Origin of the sequence: Salmonella sp. 3C (genome assembly GCF_025426275.1) — a bacterium.
Taxonomy (GTDB): domain Bacteria; phylum Pseudomonadota; class Gammaproteobacteria; order Enterobacterales; family Enterobacteriaceae; genus Salmonella; species Salmonella enterica.
Map to the genome: position 1 here is coordinate 319,369 of NZ_CP104858.1, position 22,247 is coordinate 341,615.

Annotated in this window: 23 protein-coding genes and 6 tRNA genes; 16 read left to right on the top strand and 13 right to left on the bottom strand. The window is 52.4% G+C overall.

Annotated features, from left to right (window positions below):
• Nucleotides 1-111: 111 nt before the first annotated feature.
• Nucleotides 112-187 (bottom strand) — tRNA-Ala (locus tag N7E69_RS01470).
• Nucleotides 188-229: 42 nt separating this feature from the next.
• Nucleotides 230-305, bottom strand: a tRNA-Ala gene (locus N7E69_RS01475).
• Between the two features lie 221 nt (nucleotides 306-526).
• Between N7E69_RS01475 and N7E69_RS01480 the strand changes: the two genes are divergently transcribed.
• Nucleotides 527-889, top strand: coding sequence for a MerR family transcriptional regulator (locus tag N7E69_RS01480; protein WP_000472034.1), 363 nt, complete (start codon nucleotides 527-529; stop codon nucleotides 887-889).
• A 1-nt stretch (nucleotide 890) separates the two neighbouring features.
• Complete coding sequence (locus tag N7E69_RS01485) at nucleotides 891-1,283, top strand: MerR family transcriptional regulator (RefSeq protein WP_000826514.1); 393 nt, start codon at nucleotides 891-893, stop codon at nucleotides 1,281-1,283.
• 53 nt (nucleotides 1,284-1,336) lie between these two features.
• Here N7E69_RS01485 and gltX read toward each other — a convergent pair whose 3' ends face one another.
• Nucleotides 1,337-2,752, bottom strand: coding sequence for a glutamate--tRNA ligase (gene gltX / locus N7E69_RS01490; RefSeq protein ID WP_000695630.1), 1,416 nt, complete (start codon nucleotides 2,750-2,752; stop codon nucleotides 1,337-1,339).
• A gap of 258 nt (nucleotides 2,753-3,010) precedes the next feature.
• Between gltX and N7E69_RS01495 the strand changes: the two genes are divergently transcribed.
• From N7E69_RS01495 to N7E69_RS01510, 4 genes are all read left to right on the top strand, one after another.
• Nucleotides 3,011-3,086, top strand: a tRNA-Val gene (locus tag N7E69_RS01495).
• A gap of 45 nt (nucleotides 3,087-3,131) precedes the next feature.
• Nucleotides 3,132-3,207, top strand: a tRNA-Val gene (locus tag N7E69_RS01500).
• Nucleotides 3,208-3,248: 41 nt separating this feature from the next.
• A tRNA-Val gene (locus tag N7E69_RS01505) sits at nucleotides 3,249-3,324 on the top strand.
• Between the two features lie 4 nt (nucleotides 3,325-3,328).
• A tRNA-Lys gene (locus N7E69_RS01510) sits at nucleotides 3,329-3,404 on the top strand.
• Nucleotides 3,405-3,669: 265 nt separating this feature from the next.
• On the opposite strand, the gene N7E69_RS01515 is transcribed toward N7E69_RS01510, so the two are convergent.
• Genes N7E69_RS01515 through xapA form a run of 4 tightly spaced genes read right to left on the bottom strand, consistent with a single transcriptional unit; the run spans nucleotide 3,670 to nucleotide 6,967 of the window.
• Nucleotides 3,670-4,554 carry a LysR family transcriptional regulator gene (locus N7E69_RS01515; RefSeq protein WP_000438884.1) on the bottom strand — a complete coding sequence of 295 codons (885 nt, stop codon included), beginning with the start codon at nucleotides 4,552-4,554 and terminating at the stop codon, nucleotides 3,670-3,672.
• A gap of 51 nt (nucleotides 4,555-4,605) precedes the next feature.
• Nucleotides 4,606-4,764: a XapX domain-containing protein gene (locus tag N7E69_RS01520; RefSeq protein ID WP_000658727.1), complete on the bottom strand. Its 159-nt coding sequence runs from the start codon at nucleotides 4,762-4,764 to the stop codon at nucleotides 4,606-4,608.
• Between the two features lie 58 nt (nucleotides 4,765-4,822).
• Nucleotides 4,823-6,079, bottom strand: a complete 1,257-nt coding sequence (locus N7E69_RS01525) for a nucleoside permease (protein ID WP_000513237.1) — start codon at nucleotides 6,077-6,079, stop codon at nucleotides 4,823-4,825.
• A 54-nt stretch (nucleotides 6,080-6,133) separates the two neighbouring features.
• Nucleotides 6,134-6,967 (bottom strand): xanthosine phosphorylase, encoded by an 834-nt coding sequence (xapA, locus tag N7E69_RS01530; protein ID WP_001119760.1) that lies wholly within the window; start codon nucleotides 6,965-6,967, stop codon nucleotides 6,134-6,136.
• Nucleotides 6,968-7,222: 255 nt separating this feature from the next.
• Here xapA and N7E69_RS01535 point away from each other — a divergent pair, with 255 nt between their 5' ends.
• Nucleotides 7,223-7,984, top strand: coding sequence for an outer membrane protein OmpK (locus tag N7E69_RS01535; RefSeq protein WP_000722929.1), 762 nt, complete (start codon nucleotides 7,223-7,225; stop codon nucleotides 7,982-7,984).
• A gap of 61 nt (nucleotides 7,985-8,045) precedes the next feature.
• Here N7E69_RS01535 and N7E69_RS01540 read toward each other — a convergent pair whose 3' ends face one another.
• On the bottom strand, nucleotides 8,046-8,972 hold the full coding sequence (locus tag N7E69_RS01540) for a LysR family transcriptional regulator (protein WP_001109831.1): 927 nt from the start codon (nucleotides 8,970-8,972) through the stop codon (nucleotides 8,046-8,048).
• A gap of 89 nt (nucleotides 8,973-9,061) precedes the next feature.
• Here N7E69_RS01540 and N7E69_RS01545 point away from each other — a divergent pair, with 89 nt between their 5' ends.
• Nucleotides 9,062-10,060 (top strand): bile acid:sodium symporter family protein, encoded by a 999-nt coding sequence (locus N7E69_RS01545; protein ID WP_000765569.1) that lies wholly within the window; start codon nucleotides 9,062-9,064, stop codon nucleotides 10,058-10,060.
• Here the strand turns inward: N7E69_RS01545 and N7E69_RS01550 are convergent.
• The 3 genes from N7E69_RS01550 to zipA form a co-directional block, all read right to left on the bottom strand.
• Nucleotides 10,057-10,275, bottom strand: coding sequence for a DUF3820 family protein (locus tag N7E69_RS01550; RefSeq protein ID WP_001519708.1), 219 nt, complete (start codon nucleotides 10,273-10,275; stop codon nucleotides 10,057-10,059). The genes N7E69_RS01545 and N7E69_RS01550 overlap by 4 nt on opposite strands.
• A gap of 1 nt (nucleotide 10,276) precedes the next feature.
• Nucleotides 10,277-12,292 carry an NAD-dependent DNA ligase LigA gene (gene ligA, locus N7E69_RS01555; protein ID WP_000433289.1) on the bottom strand — a complete coding sequence of 672 codons (2,016 nt, stop codon included), beginning with the start codon at nucleotides 12,290-12,292 and terminating at the stop codon, nucleotides 10,277-10,279.
• 71 nt (nucleotides 12,293-12,363) lie between these two features.
• Nucleotides 12,364-13,350 carry a cell division protein ZipA gene (gene zipA, locus N7E69_RS01560; protein ID WP_001752361.1) on the bottom strand — a complete coding sequence of 329 codons (987 nt, stop codon included), beginning with the start codon at nucleotides 13,348-13,350 and terminating at the stop codon, nucleotides 12,364-12,366.
• A gap of 231 nt (nucleotides 13,351-13,581) precedes the next feature.
• On the opposite strand from zipA, the gene cysZ reads away from it, so the two are divergent.
• From cysZ to crr, 5 genes are all read left to right on the top strand, one after another.
• Nucleotides 13,582-14,343 carry a sulfate transporter CysZ gene (cysZ, locus tag N7E69_RS01565; protein ID WP_000255008.1) on the top strand — a complete coding sequence of 254 codons (762 nt, stop codon included), beginning with the start codon at nucleotides 13,582-13,584 and terminating at the stop codon, nucleotides 14,341-14,343.
• 163 nt (nucleotides 14,344-14,506) lie between these two features.
• On the top strand, nucleotides 14,507-15,478 hold the full coding sequence (gene cysK / locus N7E69_RS01570; protein WP_000036902.1) for a cysteine synthase A: 972 nt from the start codon (nucleotides 14,507-14,509) through the stop codon (nucleotides 15,476-15,478).
• Nucleotides 15,479-15,861: 383 nt separating this feature from the next.
• The gene (ptsH, locus tag N7E69_RS01575; RefSeq protein ID WP_000487600.1) at nucleotides 15,862-16,119 is read left to right on the top strand and encodes a phosphocarrier protein Hpr; all 258 of its coding nucleotides are present in this window, start codon (nucleotides 15,862-15,864) and stop codon (nucleotides 16,117-16,119) included.
• Nucleotides 16,120-16,167: 48 nt separating this feature from the next.
• The gene (ptsI, locus tag N7E69_RS01580; protein WP_000623120.1) at nucleotides 16,168-17,895 is read left to right on the top strand and encodes a phosphoenolpyruvate-protein phosphotransferase PtsI; all 1,728 of its coding nucleotides are present in this window, start codon (nucleotides 16,168-16,170) and stop codon (nucleotides 17,893-17,895) included.
• Between the two features lie 40 nt (nucleotides 17,896-17,935).
• Nucleotides 17,936-18,445, top strand: a complete 510-nt coding sequence (gene crr, locus N7E69_RS01585; RefSeq protein ID WP_000522253.1) for a PTS glucose transporter subunit IIA — start codon at nucleotides 17,936-17,938, stop codon at nucleotides 18,443-18,445.
• 149 nt (nucleotides 18,446-18,594) lie between these two features.
• Here the strand turns inward: crr and N7E69_RS01590 are convergent, their stop codons facing one another.
• Together N7E69_RS01590 and pdxK are read right to left on the bottom strand one after the other, a co-directional pair.
• Nucleotides 18,595-18,834 carry a hypothetical protein gene (locus tag N7E69_RS01590; RefSeq protein ID WP_000844541.1) on the bottom strand — a complete coding sequence of 80 codons (240 nt, stop codon included), beginning with the start codon at nucleotides 18,832-18,834 and terminating at the stop codon, nucleotides 18,595-18,597.
• Nucleotides 18,831-19,697 (bottom strand): pyridoxine/pyridoxal/pyridoxamine kinase, encoded by an 867-nt coding sequence (pdxK, locus tag N7E69_RS01595; RefSeq protein ID WP_000529617.1) that lies wholly within the window; start codon nucleotides 19,695-19,697, stop codon nucleotides 18,831-18,833. The genes N7E69_RS01590 and pdxK overlap by 4 nt, the downstream gene beginning before the upstream one ends.
• Nucleotides 19,698-19,779: 82 nt before the next feature.
• Between pdxK and ptsJ the strand changes: the two genes are divergently transcribed.
• Genes ptsJ through N7E69_RS01610 form a run of 3 tightly spaced genes read left to right on the top strand, consistent with a single transcriptional unit; the run spans nucleotide 19,780 to nucleotide 22,245 of the window.
• The gene (gene ptsJ, locus N7E69_RS01600; RefSeq protein ID WP_000565117.1) at nucleotides 19,780-21,072 is read left to right on the top strand and encodes a transcriptional regulator PtsJ; all 1,293 of its coding nucleotides are present in this window, start codon (nucleotides 19,780-19,782) and stop codon (nucleotides 21,070-21,072) included.
• Between the two features lie 14 nt (nucleotides 21,073-21,086).
• Nucleotides 21,087-21,806: a type 1 glutamine amidotransferase gene (locus N7E69_RS01605; RefSeq protein ID WP_001263760.1), complete on the top strand. Its 720-nt coding sequence runs from the start codon at nucleotides 21,087-21,089 to the stop codon at nucleotides 21,804-21,806.
• Between the two features lie 58 nt (nucleotides 21,807-21,864).
• Nucleotides 21,865-22,245, top strand: coding sequence for a YfeK family protein (locus tag N7E69_RS01610; RefSeq protein ID WP_000710729.1), 381 nt, complete (start codon nucleotides 21,865-21,867; stop codon nucleotides 22,243-22,245).
• Nucleotides 22,246-22,247 lie beyond the last annotated feature (2 nt).

A 22,247-nucleotide genomic window follows, 5' to 3' on the forward strand; every position in this document is an offset into this window, starting at 1 on the left:
ATATTGACCGCAAAAGCAGCGGCAAACAAACGCACCTGAAGAGCAGCTCAGAGGCCATAAATTTTGTGACAAAAAGCAAAAACCCCCGCTTTTCAGCGAGGGTTTGAATGTTGGTGGAGCTAAGCGGGATCGAACCGCTGACCTCTTGCATGCCATGCAAGCGCTCTCCCAGCTGAGCTATAGCCCCATAGTGCTTTTACGTATACGCCAAATTTATCGGGAGTAAATTTGGTGGAGCTAAGCGGGATCGAACCGCTGACCTCTTGCATGCCATGCAAGCGCTCTCCCAGCTGAGCTATAGCCCCACTACGTAAAGCTTGTCGAGTTGACGGGCGGCATCATATGAATTCCCTCGGCATGTGTCAACGGCAAAATGAACTTGCCGAATTCAATCGCTGAAAAAGCATTCAAATAAAGGACATTGCGGCACAACTCGCATTCAGTAGTTAAACACGTCACGGTTTCGACTAAAATGGTGCTATAAAATGAACCACTAATTAACCCCACGACTATTCAGGGAATCGTTATGTTCAAGGAACGGATGACGCCAGAAGAACTCGCTAATCTCACCGGTTACAGCCGACAAACCATCAATAAATGGGTACGGAAAGAAGGCTGGGCAACATCGCCCAAACCTGGCGTCCAGGGCGGTAAAGCCCGTCTGGTTCATGTAAACGAACAGGTTCGTGAATATATCCGCAGCGCTGAACGTTCAGTTGACCATCACGCAGACACATTCACGCCTGCCAGCAACGCATCGCTTGAAGCGCTGCTCATGACGCTCGCCAAAGAGATGACCTCATCCGAGCAGAAACAGTTTACCTCTCTCCTCGTTCGTGAAGGGATTACCGGTTTGTTACAACGCTTAGGGATACGCGATAGCAAATAATATGAAAAGATTACGCAGTAAAATGACCACTGAAGAGCTGGCTGAATGCCTCGGCGTGGCCAGACAAACCGTCAATCGCTGGATCAGAGAACAACACTGGAAAACCGAAAAATTTCCCGGCGTCAAAGGCGGACGCGCAAGACTCATCCATATTGATGCCAGCGTGCGGGAGTTTATTCTCAATATTCCGGCTTTTCGCAAACTGCCTGCGTTTTATCAGGCGGAAGAGGCTTTCGCAGAATATGCGAACGCGGCGCACAGTCACGCTTATCGACAAATTATTGATGCCGTTGAAAATATGTCTGCTCAGGAACAGGAAAAACTGGCGCTGTTTTTATCGCGGGAAGGTATTCGCGGATTTCTGACGCGTTTAGGTATCAATGAGGCGGACTAACAAAGAATAAACGGCAGGCGTCTGCCCTGCCGTTTATTCTGTTTCAGCGGGCGTTACTGCTGGCTTTCACGCTCGGCGATAAAGCCCAGCGCTTTGTTGATGCGCTCAATGCTGCGGGTTTTACCAATCGCATGTACGGTGACATCCAGCGCAGGCGACTGCCCGGCACCGGTCACAGCCACACGCAGCGGCATCCCCACTTTACCCATCCCCACTTCCAGCTCATCCGCCGTGGCCTGAATCGCGTGGTGGACGTTTTCTGCTGACCAGTCCGTAATCGCCGACAGCTTGTCGCGCACCACTTCCAGCGGCTGACGCGCTACCGGGCGGAGGTGTTTTTTCGCCGCATCGGCGTCAAACTCGCTGAAGTCTTCATAGAAGTAGCGGCAGCTCTGCGCCATCTCTTTCAGAGTCTTGCAGCGCTCGCCCAGCAACTTCACCAGTTCAGCAAGCTGCGGGCCGTTACGGGTGTCGATATTTTCCTGCTCAATATGCCACTGCAAATGCGTCGCCACATATTCCGGCGCCAGCGTATTGATATAGTGGTGGTTCAGCCACAGCAGTTTATCGGTGTTGAACGCGCTCGCAGACTTGCTCACCGCACCGAGGGAGAACAGCTTGATCATCTCTTCGCGAGTGAAGATTTCCTGATCGCCGCTGGACCAGCCCAGACGCACCAGATAGTTCAGCAACGCTTCCGGCAGATAACCGTCATCGCGATACTGCATCACGCTCACCGCACCGTGACGTTTAGACAGCTTTTTACCGTCGTCGCCGTTAATCATCGACACATGCGCGTACATCGGCACCGGCGCGTTTAACGCTTTCAAAATGTTAATCTGGCGCGGAGTATTGTTGATATGGTCTTCGCCACGAATCACATGGGTAATTTCCATATCCCAGTCGTCCACCACCACACAGAAGTTGTAGGTCGGCGAACCGTCGGTACGACGAATGATCAGATCGTCCAGTTCCTGATTGCTGAATTCGATCGGGCCACGGATCTGATCATCAAAAATAACGGAACCGTCCTGCGGGTTAGCAAAGCGCACCACGCATGGCTCATCGTCGGCATGATGTTCGTAACTGTGACGGCAACGCCCGTCATAACGCGGCTTCTCGCCTTTCGCCATCTGCTCTTCACGCAGTTGCTCCAGACGCTCTTTAGAGCAGTAGCATTTATAGGCTGTTCCCGCCTCCAGCATCTCGTCAATCACCGCGTTATAGCGTTCAAAACGTTTGGTCTGGAAATATGGGCCTTCGTCCCATTCCAGGTTCAGCCAGTTCATACCATCCATGATGGCTTCAATGGCTTCCGGCGTGGAACGCTCAAGATCGGTGTCTTCAATACGCAGCACGAACTCACCGCCGTGGTGACGTGCGAAAAGCCAGGAATAAAGAGCAGTACGCGCGCCGCCGACGTGCAGATAACCTGTCGGGCTAGGCGCGAAGCGAGTTTTGATTTTCATGAAATGGCCTTACGTTTATAAAGATGCCGACAACCGGCAAATCCTGGAAAGATGAATAGCCTTGTATTCTATCACTGTGGCTTGATTCCTCAATGTTGATCCGGTCAGAACACTGCGCTTTGCTATTTCCGTATAGAAATCATGCAGTGCGGGGTAATTCACGATCGTTTTGTTTAATTTTACGACGAACAAACAAAAACTTTAGAAAATGCGTTGACTCATTTTCAACTCTCCCTATAATGCGACTCCACACAGCGGGGGTGATTAGCTCAGCTGGGAGAGCACCTCCCTTACAAGGAGGGGGTCGGCGGTTCGATCCCGTCATCACCCACCAACTACTTTATGTAGTCTCCGCCGTGTAGATAAGAAATTGAGAAGTGGGTGATTAGCTCAGCTGGGAGAGCACCTCCCTTACAAGGAGGGGGTCGGCGGTTCGATCCCGTCATCACCCACCACTTTCTCGCCAGCTAAATTTCTTATTGTGAAGTACCGAAGTGGGTGATTAGCTCAGCTGGGAGAGCACCTCCCTTACAAGGAGGGGGTCGGCGGTTCGATACCGTCATCACCCACCACTTCGGGTCGTTAGCTCAGTTGGTAGAGCAGTTGACTTTTAATCAATTGGTCGCAGGTTCGAATCCTGCACGACCCACCAATGTAAAAAGGCGCCCTAAAGGCGCCTTTTTGCTATCTGCGATATGGAAGATTCGAACCTGTCGCAGGTTCGGGTCTTGCCTGATGCGCTGCGCTTATCAGGCCTACAGACGACACCGCACACGTAGGCCGGATAAGACGTTAATCGCCATCCGGTACAGACGACACCGCACGCGTAGGCCGGATAAGACGTTAGTCGCCATCCGGCACAGACAGCACCGCACACGTAGGCCGGATAAGACGTTAGTCGCCATCCGGCACAGACATCATACCGTCAACGCCGCCACCAGTTTCTCCAGCGCTGGCGTTGCCTGCTGCTGGTCATACACAATATACAAATCCGCCGGAATACGTTCCTCTAACGGACGGAACACCACACCCGGCCAGCTCATTTGCGCATAGCCATCAGCCATCAACGTAATCCCGATCCCCATACTGATCATCGCCAACACCGTTTGCGGCTCAACCACTTCCCGAATAATCATTGGCGAGAAACCCGCCTGTTGGCATACACGTTGTAAAAATCCCCAATCAGAATGTACGGAAGGCAACGTAACAAAATATTCATTGCGCAACGCCGCCAACGGCACAGAATCTCTGGATGCCAGATCGTGATCTTCCGGAACTGCAACCATGAATGCAGATTCATGCAAACGTATGCTGGTAAAACCGACTGCTGGTTCGATAGCCATACGCCAGATCCCTGCATCAAGTTCCCGACGCTCTAACAACGCCATTTGCATACCTGGAGACTTTTCGCGAAAAAGTACTTCAACATTGGGATTCGCTTTCAAAAAGTGACGCATCGCAGGACGCATTCTTCCCCACAGCGCCGTACCAACCACACCCAGTTCAATGCGCCCCGCTTCACCGCGACCAATCTGCTCCACTCGCGCCAGCGCCTGATTTGCATTGGCTAACAAGCGACGTGACTCTTCCATCAAAACTTTCCCGGCATGGGTTAATGCAACGCTGCGGGAATGACGGATAAACAGCAATGTACCCAGTTGCTGTTCAAGTTCTTTGATATGGATACTCAAGGGAGGTTGTGACATATTTAACCGGGCAGCAGCCCGGCCAAAATGCAATTCTTCTGCAACAGCGAGGAAATAACGTAATAGCTTTAGATCAATACGATGGGCTCGTTCCATCACTATCGCACTCCAGGAATAAGGGATAACGTCTGGAATTTACCATATTACCTAGTAAAAAATAGATTTAACGACAAGATACCCAATATACATAAATACAATAGATAATACCCCGGGTAAAACATTTGGTGCGGGAATAGGTATACGGCATAAAGTAAAAAATGCGCCAATACCAAATCCAATACCGGAGGAGAGAATAATTTCTTTCATACTGTGTCCTTGTTCATAAAAATGGACTGGCGAACATCCTCTCGCCAGTCAAATAAAATTAATGCGCTAATGATTTGGTCGACAGTTTTTCTGGATGGTGCTGATATTTAAAGAACAATGCAAAAATAACGGCCAATGCCAGAGCGTAGGCGGCAAAAACCAGCCAAATGGTTTGCCAATCTTTTACACCATCAATAGAAAAATAATCCACGGCCATACCGCTTAAAAGAGACCCAATCCACGCCCCCACGCCGTTAACCATGGTCATAAATAGCCCCTGCGCGCTGGCGCGAATACTTGAGTCCACCTCCTGCTCTACAAATACTGACCCTGAGATGTTGAAGAAATCAAATGCGCAGCCATAAACAATCATCGACAGCAGCAGTAGCACAAAGCCAAACGGGGATGGATCGCCAAAGGCAAAGAAGCCGAAACGCAGCGTCCACGCCAGCATGCTCATCAGCATTACTGTTTTAATACCAAAGCGTTTAAGGAAAAACGGAATGGTGAGGATAAAGCCCACTTCCGCCATCTGCGAAACTGAAAGCAAGATAGAGGGATACCTCACCACAAAGCTGTCGGCAAACTCAGGATTACGGGCAAAATCATGCAGGAATGGATTACCGAAGACATTGGTAATTTGCAGCACCGCCCCCAACATCATCGCAAACAAAAAGAAGATTGCCATGCGTGGATTTTTAAACAGAACAAAAGCATCCAGTCCGAGCTTACTGACAAGCGTGGTGTTCGCCTTCTTCTCGGCTACCGGAATTTTCGGTAACGTCAGCGCATACAGGGCCAGCAATAACGATGCGCCAGAAGCGATGTATAATTGCGCACTGCTCAGTTCCAGCCCTATCAGGCTCACCGTCCACATCGCAACAATAAAACCTATTGTGCCGAAAACGCGCACGGGCGGAAATGACGTTACCGGATCCTGACCTGCTTTCGCCAGACAGGAGTACGAAACGCTATTGGATAATGCAATCGTTGGCATATACGCCATCGCATTAACCAACATCACCCAGAACATCGTCTGGGGATCGGTAACGGTGGTGGCGTACAATAACGCCCCCGCGCAAACCAGATGGCAAAGCATATAGGCTCGCTCAGCGCGCAGCCATTTATCAGCAATGATCCCCATAATGCCCGGCATGATAATCGCTGCCAGTCCTTTTGAGCTGTAGACCATACCGACATTCGCGCCGGTAAAATCCAGAGTGTTGATCATGTAAGAGCCCAGGGTAACCAGCCAGCTCCCCCAGATAAAATATTGCAAGAACGACATGACTTTTAAGCGGGACGTAATACCCATTTTTTATTCCTTGCCGTGAGATAAAGCCCCAATACGGGGCCGTAGTCATTGTGTTTAGGCCAGCTTACGTAAAAAGCCGCAAATCAGATTTATAAAGTTCTGCCGGGAAAGTTCAGCCGCCGCCAGCGTTTGCGCATGGGAGAGTTTTACATCGCCCAGCCCTTCCGCCAGATTGGTGATCGCTGAGACGGCAACAACTTTGAGGCCACAATGACGTGCGCTAATCACCTCAGGGACAACGGACATTCCGACCACATCGCCGCCAATAATCTGCATCATGCGGATTTCTGCCGCCGTTTCGAAGTTCGGACCCGGATAAGAAACAAATACGCCTTCAGTGAGGGGGAATCCCTCCTCTGCCGCAACGGACTGAAGCATGGCGCGATAATCTGCGTCATAAGCATTAGCCAGCGAGAAGAAGCGATCGCCATAACGATCATCGTTTGGCCCCACCATCGGCGTACCGGGCATCGTATTAATGTGATCGCTAAGCGCAACCAGGCTACCCGGCCCCACTTCCGGACGCAGAGATCCTGCCGCATTGGTGCAGAACAACACTTCACAGCCCAGTAATTTCAACGTGCGAATGGCATCGGTCATCACCGCCATTCCACGCCCTTCATAAAAATGTCCGCGACCTTTCATACAGGCCACCGGAACACCCGCCAGATGGCCGAGCACCAGTTCACCAGCATGGCCGTGTACGGTGCTGACGGGAAATCCCGGCAATTTCTCGTAAGAAATGGCTACCGCATCTTCGATTTGGTCCGCCAGAGCACCCAACCCGGAGCCTAAAATAAACGCAACTCGCGGGGTAAATGCCGGTTTATGTGCATGAACAATATCAACACAATACTCAGGATTATGAGAAAAAAGAGCGTGAGGCATAAGTTTCCTTGTTCTATCGGATTTAATTTGACTCCTTTTTATAACGACCATCGCCCCTTGCTGACCAATACACTTTTCACGTGTCATCAATAGCCATTTAATATCGATAGATTTAGATCGCTTCTGTATTAATACAGAGGGAAAACAGTATTGGTTTTTGCTTGCAATTCATATTAACAATATGCCGCTTTCATATTTATAAATTGCCTCTTTTTAATTAACCCATTAATAATTATCGGCATAGGGAAATATGCTATGAAAAAAATTCTTACTCTGACGCTTTCTTCTTTACTCATTATTCCCGCACTCACCCATGCGGAATTTAAAGGCGGGTTCGCCGATATCGGCCTCCATTACCTCGACTGGACATCAGACACCACGGAAAAAACCAGTAAAAAATCCCATAAAGATGATTTTGGGTACCTGGAACTGGAAGGCGGAGCGAATTTTAGCTGGGGAGAAATGTACGGGTTCTTCGACTGGGAAAATTTTTACAATGGCCGCCACGCTAAACCAGGCAGCGAACAGCGTTACACCTTTAAAAATACCAACCGTATTTATCTGGGCGATACAGGATTAAACCTCTATCTCCATACCTACGGGACGTACGGTTCACCTCATCGCGCTAATTTCCATGATGACATGTTTCTCTATGGTTTAGGCTATAACTTCACGGGTAACGGTTACTGGTTTAAACCCTTCTTTGCCAAACGTTATACCGATCAGACCTACTACACAGGCGATAATGGTTATGTATTAGGTTGGGTGGCCGGCTATAGCTTCTCGTTGGGTAGTGAGAAATTCAGCGTAACGAACTGGAATGAGTATGAGTTTGACCGCGATGCGTCCTACGCTGCGGGCAATGGCGGGAAAGATGGCATTAATGGCGCAGTAGCGCTGTGGTGGAATGCGACTCCTCACCTGACCGCAGGAGTACAATATCGTTACGCTGATAATAAGTTAGGAGAATCCTTCCTGCAGGATGGCATTATTTATTCCATCAAATACCTGTTTTAACACACTGCCCTGTCAAAAATGGCAGGGCAAGACCGCACCTCACACACGGACAGATAGATATTTATAGCTGATACAGCGGATCTTTCGCCCTCGCGGCGGTTAATTCGCTGGCCTGAGTACGCACCACGTCCCACAACGCCTGCGCCGCCGTGGAGAGCGATCGGTTTTTTCGCCGCGCCAGCATGAGCTGCCTTTCAACTACGGGCGTCAGCCGTTTAACCTGTAAGTGGCTGCCCTGCGGGAGCGGTAACGCCAGCGCGGGCAGCACGCTGATGCCGATTCCCGCTTCCACCATTGGAAACAGCGTGGCCGGGTGACCAATCTCCTGCACGATATCCGCCTCAATAGCAAAATGGGCCAGCGCCGCATCAATCAGCGGTCGACTGCCGGAAGCATAATCCTGTAAGACCAGCGAGGCCTGTTTAAGATCCTGCCAGCTTACCCATTCCTGATGCGCCAGCGGATGATCCTGGCGACACAACAGTAAAAAAGGCTCTGATAAGATGGCTTCACACTGTAAATCCACCGCTGCGCCGGGATCGATAACGATGCCAAAATCCACTTCACCCTGGCGGATGCTCTCCAGCACCCACTGCTGCGGACGATCGTGCAATACAAAATCAATAGCGGGATAAAGTGAATTACTTTGGGCAATGCATTGCGGAATAAGATGCGCAGAAATGGTTTGGCTCGCGGCAACGCGCACGGTGCCGGTTAATTGTGTCCCTACTCTGCCTGCATCGCGCAGTATGCTGTTCAGTTCATCAAGCACCCGCTCCAGACGCGTCGCCAGTTGTTGCCCCGCCTCGGTCAGCACCACCTCACGCGTGGTGCGATCCAGCAGTCTGACGCCGGTTTGCCGCTCCAGCTCTTTTACGCTATGACTGACCGCAGACTGGCTCAGTCCAATCCTGTCCCCTGCCCGACTGAAACTTTTGGCCTGGGCGACGGTAATAAAAATACGCAGTTGACGCAGTGAATAGTTCATCGACTAGATTCATATATAGATGCAATAAATCAATTTTATTTCTCAAAGCGAAAAACGCAAAATAGCTGCACCGACTTTCAGGAGTTTTTATGAAACTTTTTCGTATCCTTGACCCTTTCACGCTGACACTTATCACCGTGGTACTACTGGCCTCTTTTTTCCCGGCGGAAGGCGGCTTTGTGCCTGTCGTTGAAGGCATTACGACAGCGGCCATCGCTCTGCTGTTTTTTATGCATGGCGCGAAGCTTTCGCGTGAAGCGATCATCGCTGGCGGCAGCCACTGGCGGTTGCATCTGTGGGTCATGTGTAGCACTTTTGTGCTCTTTCCTGTCCTCGGCGTATTGTTTGCCTGGTGGGCGCCTGTCAATGTAGACCCTATGCTCTACAGCGGCTTTCTGTATCTGTGCATTTTGCCCGCCACCGTGCAGTCGGCGATTGCATTTACTTCACTCGCGGGCGGTAACGTCGCGGCCGCGGTGTGCTCAGCGTCTGCGTCCAGTCTGCTGGGCATTTTCCTGTCGCCGCTGCTGGTCGGTCTGGTAATGAATATTCATGGCGCGCAGGGCAGTCTGGAAGAGGTGGGCAAAATTATGCTGCAACTGCTGCTGCCTTTTGTGCTGGGACACCTGTCTCGCCCGTGGATCGGCAATTGGGTCGCGCGCAACAAAAAGTGGATCGCGAAAACGGATCAGACCTCTATTCTGTTGGTGGTCTACTCGGCGTTCAGCGAAGCGGTGGTCAACGGCATCTGGCACAAAGTCGGCTGGGGATCGCTGCTGTTTATCGTCGTGGTCAGCCTCATACTGCTGGCGATCGTCATAGCCATTAACGTCTTTGTCGCCCGTAAATGCGGCTTCAATAAAGCCGACGAAATCACTATTGTCTTCTGCGGTTCGAAAAAAAGCCTGGCCAACGGGATCCCGATGGCCAATATTCTGTTTCCGACGTCAGTGCTGGGTATGATGGTATTACCGCTGATGATCTTCCACCAGATCCAACTGATGGTCTGCGCAGGGCTGGCGCGGCGCTACAAACGCCAGACCGAGAAGTTACAGGCGCAGCAGGAAAGCCGCGCCGCGAAAGCTTAAAGCGGGCGTTTCAGGGGCTGTACCAGTTGCGTCAGCCCCTCGGTTTTAATCAGCAGCGTGATTTGCATCAACTCCCCCAGTTTACCCGCCGGAAATTGATCTTTACGGGCAAACCACAGCAAATACTCTTCCGGAAGGTCGATCAATCGACGTCCCTGATATTTGCCAAAGGGCATCACGGTGTTGGCGATTTCAACCAGCTGCTCTTTTTCCATCTCAGGCACCCAGTAAGCGGATCATTTCCGCTTCATCAATCACGGTAATACCCAGTTCCTGCGCTTTGGCCAGTTTGGAGCCCGCCGCTTCACCGGCAATCACCAGATCGGTTTTCTTCGATACGCTGCCTGCCACTTTCGCGCCCAGCGCCGCTAAACGCGCTTTAGCGTCATCGCGGGACATCTGGCTCAGGCTACCGGTTAGTACCACGGTTTTACCGGCAAACGGGCTATCGATCTCTTGCACATTAATGACTACCGGCGCGGGCCAGTGAACCCCTTCCGCCAGTAGCTGCCCAATCACGTCACGATTGCTCTCTTCGGCAAAAAAGTTAAAGACGTGCGTAGCGACCACAATCCCCACGTCGGGTACTTTCTGCAACTCGTCAATGGTAGCGGTCTGCAGCGCCTCCAGCGTGCCGAAATAAGCCGCCAGCCCCGCCGCCGTCGCTTCACCCACTTCACGGATGCCCAGCGCATAGAGAAAACGCGCAAAAGTCGTCGCTTTGGCTTTTTCCAGCGCGTTTACAACATTTTGCGCGGACTTTGGCCCCATTCGGTCCAGGCCGGTCAGTTTACCCGCCGTCAGACGGAACAGATCCGCTGGCGTATGGACATACTCCCTTTCCACCAGTTGGTCGATGATCTTATCGCCCATCCCGTCTACATCCATCGCCCGGCGCGACACAAAATGTTTCAGCGACTCTTTACGCTGCGCGCCGCAAATCAGCCCGCCGGTACAACGGGTAACGGCTTCGCCTTCAACGCGCTCTACGTCCGATCCGCACACCGGACAGTGCGTTGGAAACACAATCGGACGCGTCTCTTCAGGGCGTTCGGACAGAACCACGTTGACCACCTGAGGGATCACATCGCCTGCCCGACGGATAACCACCTTATCGCCAATACGCAAGCCAAGTCGCTCAATTTCATCGGCATTATGCAACGTGGCATTGCTGACCAGCACACCAGCCACCTGAACCGGTTCCAGACGCGCCACCGGCGTAATCGCCCCAGTGCGCCCGACCTGAAACTCAACATCGCGCACAAAAGTCATCTGCTCCTGAGCAGGAAATTTAAACGCCACCGCCCAGCGCGGCGCGCGGGCCACAAAGCCCAGCTGTTCCTGCAAAACCAGCGAGTTGACCTTAATCACCACGCCGTCGATATCAAAACCGAGCGTGGGGCGATCTTTTTCGACGTTGCGATAAAAATCCAGTACCGCCTGGGGAGAATCGCACAGCGTCACGCGATCGCTGACCGGTAACCCCCACGCTTTAAATTGCAGCAAACGTCCCAGATGCGTATCCGGCAACTCGCCGCCTTCCAGAATACCGACGCCGTAGCAGAAAAATGTTAGCGGTCGCTTCGCCGTAATACGCGGATCGAGCTGACGCAACGAGCCCGCCGCCGCGTTACGCGGGTTAGCAAACACTTTGCCGCCAGTGCGGCGCGCGTCTTCATTGATCTTTTCAAACCCGGCCTGCGGTAAAAATACCTCTCCGCGAACTTCAAGACGCGCCGGAATGTTATCGCCGTGCAGCTTTAACGGAATGGCGCGAATCGTGCGCACGTTTGAAGTGATATCTTCACCGGTGGTGCCGTCGCCACGCGTCGCAGCGCTCACCAGCACGCCGTTTTCATACAGAATGCTGACCGCCAGGCCATCCAGTTTTAGCTCGCAGCACCAGATGACATTTTCCGTGCTTTTTAGACGATCCTGCACTCGCTTGTTAAACGCCAGGAAGCTTTCTTCATCAAATACGTTATCGAGCGACAGCATCGGTACTTCATGGCGAATCTGGTTGAATGCCGTCAGCGGCGCCGCGCCAACGCGCTGCGTGGGCGAATCCGGCGTGATAAGGTCCGGACGTTGCGCCTCCAGCTCTCGCAGTTCCCGCATCAGGCGGTCATATTCGGCATCGGGAATCTCTGGCGCATCCATCACATGATACAGATATTCATGATGGCGAAGCGTGGTTCGCAGTTCTGTCAGTTGTTGTTCGATTGGTTCCATATCACACCATCAATGATAAAAAACCCCCGACAGGCGGGGGTTACGTTAAAAATGTCACACCTGCGTTAACCTCAGGCGTTAGCGTCCATCACCTCGCGGATGCGGTCCTGATATTCGCGCAGTTTCTGCGGTGTCATCATCCGACGCTGGTCATCCAGCACGACGCCACCGACCTCATCAGCGATATGCTGCGCGGATTGCAGCATCAGCTTGAAATTCTGCAGCGCATCGCCGTAAGACGGTACCTGCATAAAGATAGTGACGCCAGGCGTAGTGAAGTCCGTCATTTCAGGATCGAACGTTCCCGGATTGACCATATTCGCGAGACTGAACAAGGCCGGGCCGCTGCCGTCCGGGCTCAAATGACGATGGAAAATATTCATATCGCCAAATTTAAAGCCTGACTGCTGAATACTGTTCAGTAACACTTCACCATTAAGCTCGCTGCCATGATGGGCCGCGACGTTCATAATGATGACCGCCTCTTTACGCTGCGGTTTTTCCACAACCGGCGCTTCTTCCACTACCGGTTCCGCCTCAACCACAGGTTCCGCAGGCTGGAAGGTTTGCGCTGATGGCGGCGGCGCGGGCTGCGCAACAGGCTGCGGCGCTTGCGACGGCGGTGCAGGCTGCTGTTGCGGCGGCTGTACCGGCGGCGCAGATGGCTGAACCTGCTGAGGCTGCGGCGCAGGTTGGACCGGTTGCTGAACCGGCTGTTGCATCGGCGCTTGCGGCTGCGGCGGCGCCGCTGGACGCGGTTGCGCAGACGCATAAGGCGGCTGGTACTGGTGTTGCGGCGACTGACGAGGGGCATCATGCTCCTGCGACTGGCCGGGGACATGATTTACGCGGTGAACACGAACTTCACCCACGCCTTCGTCTTCTTCGACATCGTCGTCATACGAGTCGTCGTCGCGTTTCGATTTCATGCGTTTTAGTGGACGATCGCGGAACATAGAAGATCGTTCTTTACGGCTGGTCCAGAAACCATGTACCAGTAAAGCGATTATGGCGATCGCGCCAACAATGATTAATATCAGACGCAAATCCTGCATCATTATATTCTCTGTTGTTCTAACACCTTGCCACCACGGCAAACATTTACTCACTAAGAGTATTTGCCGATTACGTCAAGTGCAAGTGTACTGTTGGCTTTCGCAGCATAAAGATGAAGGAAAATGTGCTTTTTGCTGTTTTTTCGAACATTTCCGAACTATCCACCGTCTGATAACCGGGTAAGATATCCCACGTTTACCCAGGGCTTTAAGAAAAAGGAGTATGTCCTGAATATGGTTTCATCATCCACAACCGTACCACGTAGCGGCGTCTATTATTTCTCGCAAGGATGGAAGTTAGTCACCCTACCGGGAATCCGCCGCTTTGTTATTTTACCTTTGCTGGTCAACATTGTGCTGATGGGCGGCGCATTTTGGTGGCTGTTTACCCAGCTTGACGCCTGGATACCTTCGTTGATGAGTCATGTGCCGGACTGGCTGCAATGGCTGAGCTATCTGCTGTGGCCGATTGCGGTTATCTCTGTTCTGCTGGTCTTTGGCTATTTTTTCTCTACCCTCGCCAACTGGATCGCCGCGCCGTTTAACGGCCTTTTAGCCGAACAGCTTGAGGCGCGGTTAACCGGCGCCACGCCGCCAGATACCGGCATACTCGGCATCATGAAAGATGTACCGCGCATTATGAAACGTGAATGGCAAAAGCTGGCGTGGTATCTGCCGCGCGCTATTGTGCTGCTGGTTCTCTATTTTATTCCTGGCATTGGCCAAACCATCGCGCCGGTGCTGTGGTTTTTGTTCAGCGCCTGGATGCTGGCGATCCAGTATTGCGACTACCCGTTTGATAACCACAAAGTGCCGTTTAAAACGATGCGCGCCGCGTTGCGCACGCAGAAGGTGGCGAATATGCAATTTGGCGCGCTCACCAGCCTCTTTACGATGATTCCGGTGCTTAACCTTTTCATTATGCCTGTCGCCGTCTGTGGCGCGACGGCAATGTGGGTTGATTGCTGGCGTGCTAAGCACGCGTTATGGAAATAACGTAAAAATGTATAAATAAGAGATGGCTTATGCTGTCTCTTATTCCATACTGATAACCATTATTTCCCATCAGCATATAGATATGCGAAATCCTTACTTCCCCATATCTGGCTGGAAGGTATGCTGGGAAGGTATCCCAATTTCATACAGTTAAGGACAGGCCATGAGTAAGATTTATGAAGATAACTCGCTGACTATCGGTCATACGCCGCTGGTTCGACTGAACCGTATCGGTAATGGACGCATTCTGGCGAAGGTGGAGTCGCGCAACCCGAGCTTCAGCGTCAAGTGCCGTATCGGCGCCAATATGATTTGGGATGCCGAAAAGCGTGGCGTACTGAAACCTGGCGTGGAACTGGTGGAGCCGACCAGCGGCAACACCGGTATTGCGCTGGCGTATGTCGCCGCCGCGCGCGGTTACAAACTCACCCTAGCCATGCCGGAAACCATGAGCATTGAACGCCGCAAGCTACTCAAAGCATTAGGCGCGAATCTGGTGCTGACCGAAGGGGCGAAAGGGATGAAAGGCGCTATTCAGAAAGCCGAAGAAATTGTCGCCAGCGATCCGCAAAAATATCTCCTGCTCCAGCAGTTCAGCAACCCTGCCAACCCGGAAATCCATGAAAAAACCACCGGCCCGGAAATCTGGGAAGACACCGATGGTCAGGTGGATGTGTTTATCTCCGGCGTCGGCACTGGCGGTACGTTAACCGGCGTCACGCGTTATATCAAAGGGACGAAGGGTAAAACCGATCTTATCACCGTTGCGGTAGAACCCACTGACTCCCCGGTTATTGCCCAGGCGCTGGCTGGTGAAGAGATCAAACCAGGCCCGCATAAAATTCAGGGCATCGGCGCAGGCTTCATCCCGGGCAACCTGGATCTGAAACTGATTGATAAAGTGGTTGGCATCACCAATGAAGAAGCCATTTCTACCGCGCGCCGTCTGATGGAAGAGGAAGGTATTCTGGCAGGAATTTCTTCCGGTGCCGCGGTTGCTGCAGCGCTTAAGCTGCAGGAAGATGAAAGCTTTACCAATAAGAATATTGTGGTTATCCTACCTTCATCAGGTGAGCGTTATCTGAGCACCGCGTTGTTCGCCGATCTCTTTACTGAGAAAGAACTGCAACAGTGATGCCAGCATGTTAAAAACGCGTAAAAAAGCACCTTTTTGGGTGCTTTTTTGTGGCCTGCTTCAAACTTTCACCTCACCTGGCATTGATTCACCCTGCCGGAACTGGTATTTAACCAGACTAATTATTTTGATGCGCGAAATTAATCGTTACAGGAAAAGCGTTAGCTGAATCGATTTTATGATTTGGTTCAAATCTTCCTTTCGCGGCATAATGTTTAATGACGAGCGAAACGTCAGCGGCCATAAGTTGCCAGCAACGGATTGCGTAGAACACCTTTTGTGTCGCGTCCCGTTTACGCCGGCGCTAACAATACAGGCTAAAGTTGAGCCGCCAGGCTAGACTTTAGTTCCACAACACTAAACCTATAAGTTGGGGAAATACAATGTTCCAGCAAGAAGTTACCATTACCGCTCCGAACGGTCTGCACACCCGCCCTGCTGCTCAGTTTGTTAAAGAAGCAAAAGGCTTCACTTCTGAGATTACTGTGACTTCCAACGGCAAAAGCGCCAGCGCGAAAAGCCTGTTTAAACTGCAGACTCTGGGCCTGACTCAAGGCACCGTCGTCACCATCTCCGCAGAAGGTGAAGATGAGCAGAAAGCGGTTGAACATCTGGTCAAACTGATGGCGGAACTCGAGTAAGTTTTTTTCCGGGTTCTTTTAAAAATCAGTCACAAGTAAGGTAGGGTTATGATTTCAGGCATTTTAGCATCCCCGGGTATCGCTTTCGGCAAAGCACTGCTGCTGAAAGAAGACGAAATCGTCATTGACCGGAAAAAAATTTCTGCCGACAAGGTTGATCAGGAAGTTGAACGTTTTCTGAGCGGTCGTGCCAAGGCATCTGCGCAACTGGAAGCGATCAAGACAAAAGCTGGTGAAACGTTCGGTGAAGAAAAAGAAGCCATCTTTGAAGGGCATATTATGCTGCTCGAAGATGAGGAGCTGGAGCAGGAAATCATAGCCCTGATTAAAGATAAGCACATGACGGCTGACGCAGCCGCACATGAAGTTATCGAAGGTCAGGCCACTGCCCTGGAAGAACTGGATGATGAATACCTGAAAGAGCGCGCGGCTGACGTACGTGATATCGGTAAGCGCCTGCTGCGCAACATCCTGGGTCTGGCCATTATCGATCTGAGCGCGATTCAGGAAGAAGTTATCCTGGTTGCCTCTGACTTGACGCCGTCAGAAACCGCGCAGCTGAACCTGCAGAAAGTGCTGGGCTTCATCACCGACGCGGGCGGACGCACGTCTCATACCTCCATCATGGCGCGTTCTCTGGAACTGCCAGCGATCGTAGGTACCGGTAGCGTCACCGCTCAGGTGAAAAACGGCGACTATCTGATTCTGGATGCCGTAAACAACCAGGTTTACGTCAACCCGACCAACGATGTTATTGAGCAACTGCGCGCCGTCCAGGAGCAGGTTGCGACCGAGAAAGCGGAACTCGCAAAACTGAAAGATCTGCCGGCAATCACGCTGGATGGACATCAGGTTGAAGTTTGCGCCAACATCGGTACCGTTCGTGACGTTGAAGGCGCTGAGCGTAACGGCGCGGAAGGCGTTGGTCTGTATCGTACTGAATTCCTGTTCATGGATCGCGACGCGCTGCCGACGGAAGAAGAGCAGTTTGCCGCCTATAAAGCGGTCGCTGAAGCGTGCGGCTCGCAGGCGGTTATCGTCCGTACCATGGACATTGGCGGCGACAAAGAGCTGCCGTACATGAACTTCCCGAAAGAAGAGAACCCGTTCCTGGGCTGGCGCGCCGTGCGTATCGCCATGGATCGCAAAGAGATCCTGCGTGACCAGGTTCGCGCGATTCTGCGTGCCTCCGCTTTCGGTAAATTGCGCATTATGTTCCCGATGATCATCTCTGTTGAAGAAGTTCGCGCGCTGCGCAAAGAGATTGAAATCTACAAACAGGAACTGCGTGACGAAGGTAAAGCATTTGACGAAAGCATTGAGATTGGCGTGATGGTGGAAACACCGGCTGCGGCGACAATTGCGCGTCATTTAGCCAAAGAAGTTGATTTCTTTAGTATCGGCACCAATGATTTAACGCAGTACACCCTGGCAGTTGACCGTGGTAATGATATGATTTCACACCTTTACCAGCCAATGTCACCGTCCGTACTGAACTTGATCAAGCAAGTTATTGATGCTTCTCATGCAGAAGGTAAATGGACTGGCATGTGTGGTGAGCTTGCAGGCGACGAACGTGCTACACTTCTGTTGCTGGGGATGGGTCTGGACGAATTCTCTATGAGCGCCATTTCTATCCCGCGCATTAAGAAGATTATCCGTAACACGAACTTCGAAGATGCGAAGGTGTTAGCAGAGCAGGCTCTTGCTCAACCGACAACGGACGAGTTAATGACGCTGGTTAACAAGTTCATTGAAGAAAAAACAATCTGCTAATCCACGAGATGCGGCCCAATTTACTGCTTAGGAGAAGATCATGGGTTTGTTCGATAAACTAAAATCTCTGGTTTCTGATGATAAGAAAGACACCGGAACTATTGAGATTGTTGCCCCGCTCTCTGGCGAGATCGTCAACATCGAAGACGTGCCGGATGTAGTTTTTGCTGAAAAAATCGTTGGTGATGGCATCGCTATCAAACCAACCGGTAACAAAATGGTCGCCCCTGTTGACGGCACCATCGGCAAAATCTTTGAAACCAACCATGCGTTCTCTATCGAATCCGATAGCGGCATTGAGCTGTTCGTTCACTTCGGTATCGACACCGTTGAGCTGAAAGGCGAAGGCTTCAAGCGTATTGCTGAAGAAGGTCAGCGCGTGAAAGTTGGCGATCCGGTCATCGAGTTCGATCTGCCGTTGCTGGAAGAAAAAGCCAAGTCTACCCTGACTCCGGTTGTTATCTCCAACATGGATGAAATCAAAGAACTGATCAAACTGTCCGGTAGCGTGACCGTGGGTGAAACTCCGGTTATCCGCATTAAGAAGTAATTCTTGCCGCAGTGAAGAATGGCGCCTTTGGGCGCCATTTTTTTTGCCTGTACTTGCGCCGCCATCCGGCGGTGGTGCGGCGCACTGCCTGATGGCGCTACGCTTATCAGGCCTACAAGGTTGCGAACATTTCAGCGCCAATCCACGGGTTACAACTGCGAGGTCACCGGGCGAAAGCACTTCTCGCGCATCAGGATCTTCATCCCATCCGGGCCACTCTCCAGCATCCTGCGTTCGGAATCGGACACTTGCAACTCGCACTGATAGCCGCCAGTGATGCCAAACATCGCCCGCGCTACGCAAATATCTTCCAGCGCGTCCAGCCCGCTCGTTTCAAAATGCCCCACGATACGTCCCTGCTGGCGAACCACCAGCCGATAACTCTTCATCGCGCCTCCCCTGCCGGCGGCAGAATTAACTCATCACAGCCACACTGCTGTGTCCAGGTCATCACCTCCAGCACGCGCTGCGCCGCATCTTTTGCCGCGGTCGTCAGTTTTTTCCCCTGCACAACACCGCTGACCAGCTCGGCGCAGAAGAGATCTCCCGTCCCTTTTAATTCCGTCGCCACCCGCGGATGGGCAAAGACCTCCACGACCTGCGCAGTAACGACCGCAACCGTTATGGTCTCCAAAGATTCGCCCGGCGCGCTGGTGATAACCACCCATTTCAGCGTATCGGAAAGCAGCGATTGCGCCGCCGCCACCGCCTCTTCCAGCGTGCGGCACGGTTTACCACTCAGCATCTCCAGCTCAAATACGTTCGGCGTTAGCCCCTGCGCCTGCGGCAACAAATGTGTGCGATAAGCCTGCGGAATTTCCGCCTGCACATACATTCCACTGTCGGTATCGCCAATGACCGGATCGACAAGAATACACACCTCCGGATGCGAAGCCCGGATCGCCATTAGCCACTTCGAAAGCAAGACAATTTGGTCTGCGCTGCCCATGTAACCGGTGGTAATCGCTTTTAATTCACGTAGCGCATCGCGCTCATTCAACGCCGTAAGGTAGCCTGCAAACCACTCGGCGGGAATAATGCCGCCATAAAAGGTTTTATAGTGCGGCGTATTGCTGAATAGCACCGTCGGGACCGCCGTCACGCGTAGTCCCTGCGCTTTAATGGCCGGAACAGCGATACTGTTGCCTACGCTGCCGTACACGACCTGTGACTGGACGGCGACGATATCGGTCTGTAATGCCCGATGGTTGTCGTCGAAGAGCACTGACTGAATATCACTCTCTTGTCCCATAAAATTTTCCTCTCGCTGGACAGCAGGCTACCGCCTCATTATCATTGTCATATGCTAAAATTCATTTTGTCATAGGTCAATAATGATCGACGGAAAAACCGCTAACGAAATTTTTGACAGTATCCGTCAACACATTATCGCCGGCACGTTACGGGCGGAGGATTCGCTCCCGCCGGTACGGGAGCTGGCAAGCGAATTAAAGGTGAACCGCAATACCGTCGCAGCGGCGTATAAACGGCTGATAACGGCGGGACTGGCGCAAAGTTTAGGCCGCAATGGGACGGTGATTAAAGGCAGTCCGTCTCCCGTAGCGCTGGAAGGCGGCGATCCGCATACGCCTCTGCACGACCTTTCCGGCGGCAATCCCGATCCGCAGCGTCTGCCTGACCTTAGCCGTTATTTTGCCCGTCTCAGCCGCACGCCGCATCTCTACGGCGATGCGCCCGTTTCCCCTGAACTACACGCCTGGGCGGCGCGCTGGCTACGGGATGCCACCCCCGTCGCAGGCGAAATTGATATCACCAGCGGAGCTATCGACGCTATCGAAAGACTGCTTTGCGCGCATCTGCTGCCGGGCGACAGCGTCGCGGTGGAAGATCCCTGTTTTTTAAGCAGTATCAATATGCTGCGCTATGCCGGTTTTAGCGCCAGCCCGGTCAGTGTGGATAGCGAAGGAATGCAGCCTGAAAAGCTAGAACGGGCGCTAAACCAGGGCGCGCGGGCAGTGATCTTAACGCCGCGCGCGCACAACCCTACCGGCTGTAGCCTGAGCGCTCGCCGTGCCGCTGCGCTGCAAAATATACTGGCGCGTTACCCTCAGGTAGTAGTCATTATCGACGATCACTTCGCCCTGCTTTCTTCGTCGCCCTGGCAGCCGGTTATTGCGCAGACAACGCAACACTGGGCGGTGATACGCTCCGTTTCCAAAGCCCTCGGCCCCGATTTACGTCTTGCTATTGTCGCCAGCGACAGCGCGACCTCGGCAAAACTTCGGCTGCGGCTAAATGCCGGTAGTCAGTGGGTCAGCCATCTGTTACAGGATCTGGTCTACGCCTGCCTGACCGACCCTGAGTATCAGCACAGGCTGACGCAAACGCGGCTGTTTTACGCCGCCCGGCAACAAAAACTGGCCCGCGCCCTACAGCAATATGGCATCGCCATTTCTCCCGGCGACGGCGTGAATGCCTGGCTCCCACTGGACACCCATAGCCAGGCTACCGCGTTTACGTTGGCAAAATCCGGCTGGCTGGTACGTGAGGGAGAAGCCTTTGGCGTAAGCACGCCGTCTCACGGTCTACGTATCACGCTGTCGACATTAAATGATGGCGAGATCAACACGCTGGCGGCTGATATCCATCAGGCGCTAAATCGCTAACAGGAGAAAATAACGTGCGAGTTCATTTTGTTGTCCATGAGTCGTTTGAATCCGCTGGCGCTTATCTGAAATGGGCTGAAGATCGCGGTTATACCATTTCATGGTCGCGCGTCTATGCCGGAGAAGCGCTACCGCCCAATGCCGATGAGTTCGATATGCTCGTGGTATTTGGCGGTCCGCAGTCGCCGCGCACCACCCGCGAAGAGTGCCCGTACTTTGACTCTCGCGCCGAACAGCACTTAATTAATCAGGCGATTACGGCCCGGCGAATGGTTATCGGCATTTGTCTTGGTTCGCAGCTCATTGGCGAGGTGCTGGGCGCCGCGGTGTGCCAAAGTCCGGAAAAAGAGATTGGCCACTACCCTATTACGCTCACTGAAGCCGGTCTGCGGCATCCGCTTATCGCCCACTTTGGCTCACCGTTAACCGTCGGCCACTGGCACAACGATATGCCAGGACTCACCGATCAGGCGACCGTGCTGGCCGAAAGCGAAGGCTGTCCACGTCAGATAGTGCAGTACGGTAATTTTGTCTACGGTTTCCAGTGCCATATGGAATTTACCGTCGAGGCGGTTGAAGGATTAATCCAACATTCGCAGCAGGAGCTGGCCGACGCGCAAGGGAAGCGTTTTATCCGCTCGGTTGCCGAGATGCGCGCATGGGATTACCAGCAAATGAATGAAAAGCTGTGGCGTTTTCTGGATGAACTCACGCTGGCGCACTCACAGAAATAACCACACCAGGAGTGCAACTTATTACCCGGCTAACGGTCTGAGGTGCAGTGATTATCGCATGAAAAAGGATTTTACCATGAAGAAAATTGTCTGCGCCGTCGTTGCGCTCCTGCTAACCCTCCCCGCCTGGGCGAAGCTAAACGCCCACGAAGAAGCGCGCATTAACGCCATGCTGAATGCGCTGGCGCAGAAAAAGGATCTGACATTCGTTCGTAACGGTGATGCGCATAACTGCGAGGAAGCCGTATCGCACCTGCGCTTAAAACTGGGTAACACGCGCAATCGTATCGACACCGCCGAACAGTTTATCGATAAAGTCGCGTCGTCGTCGTCCATCACCGGAAAGCCCTATATCGTTAAAATTCCCGGTAAAGCGGATGAAAATGCACAGCCTTATTTACATGCGCTTATTGCGGAAACGGATAAGAATGTTGAGTAAGA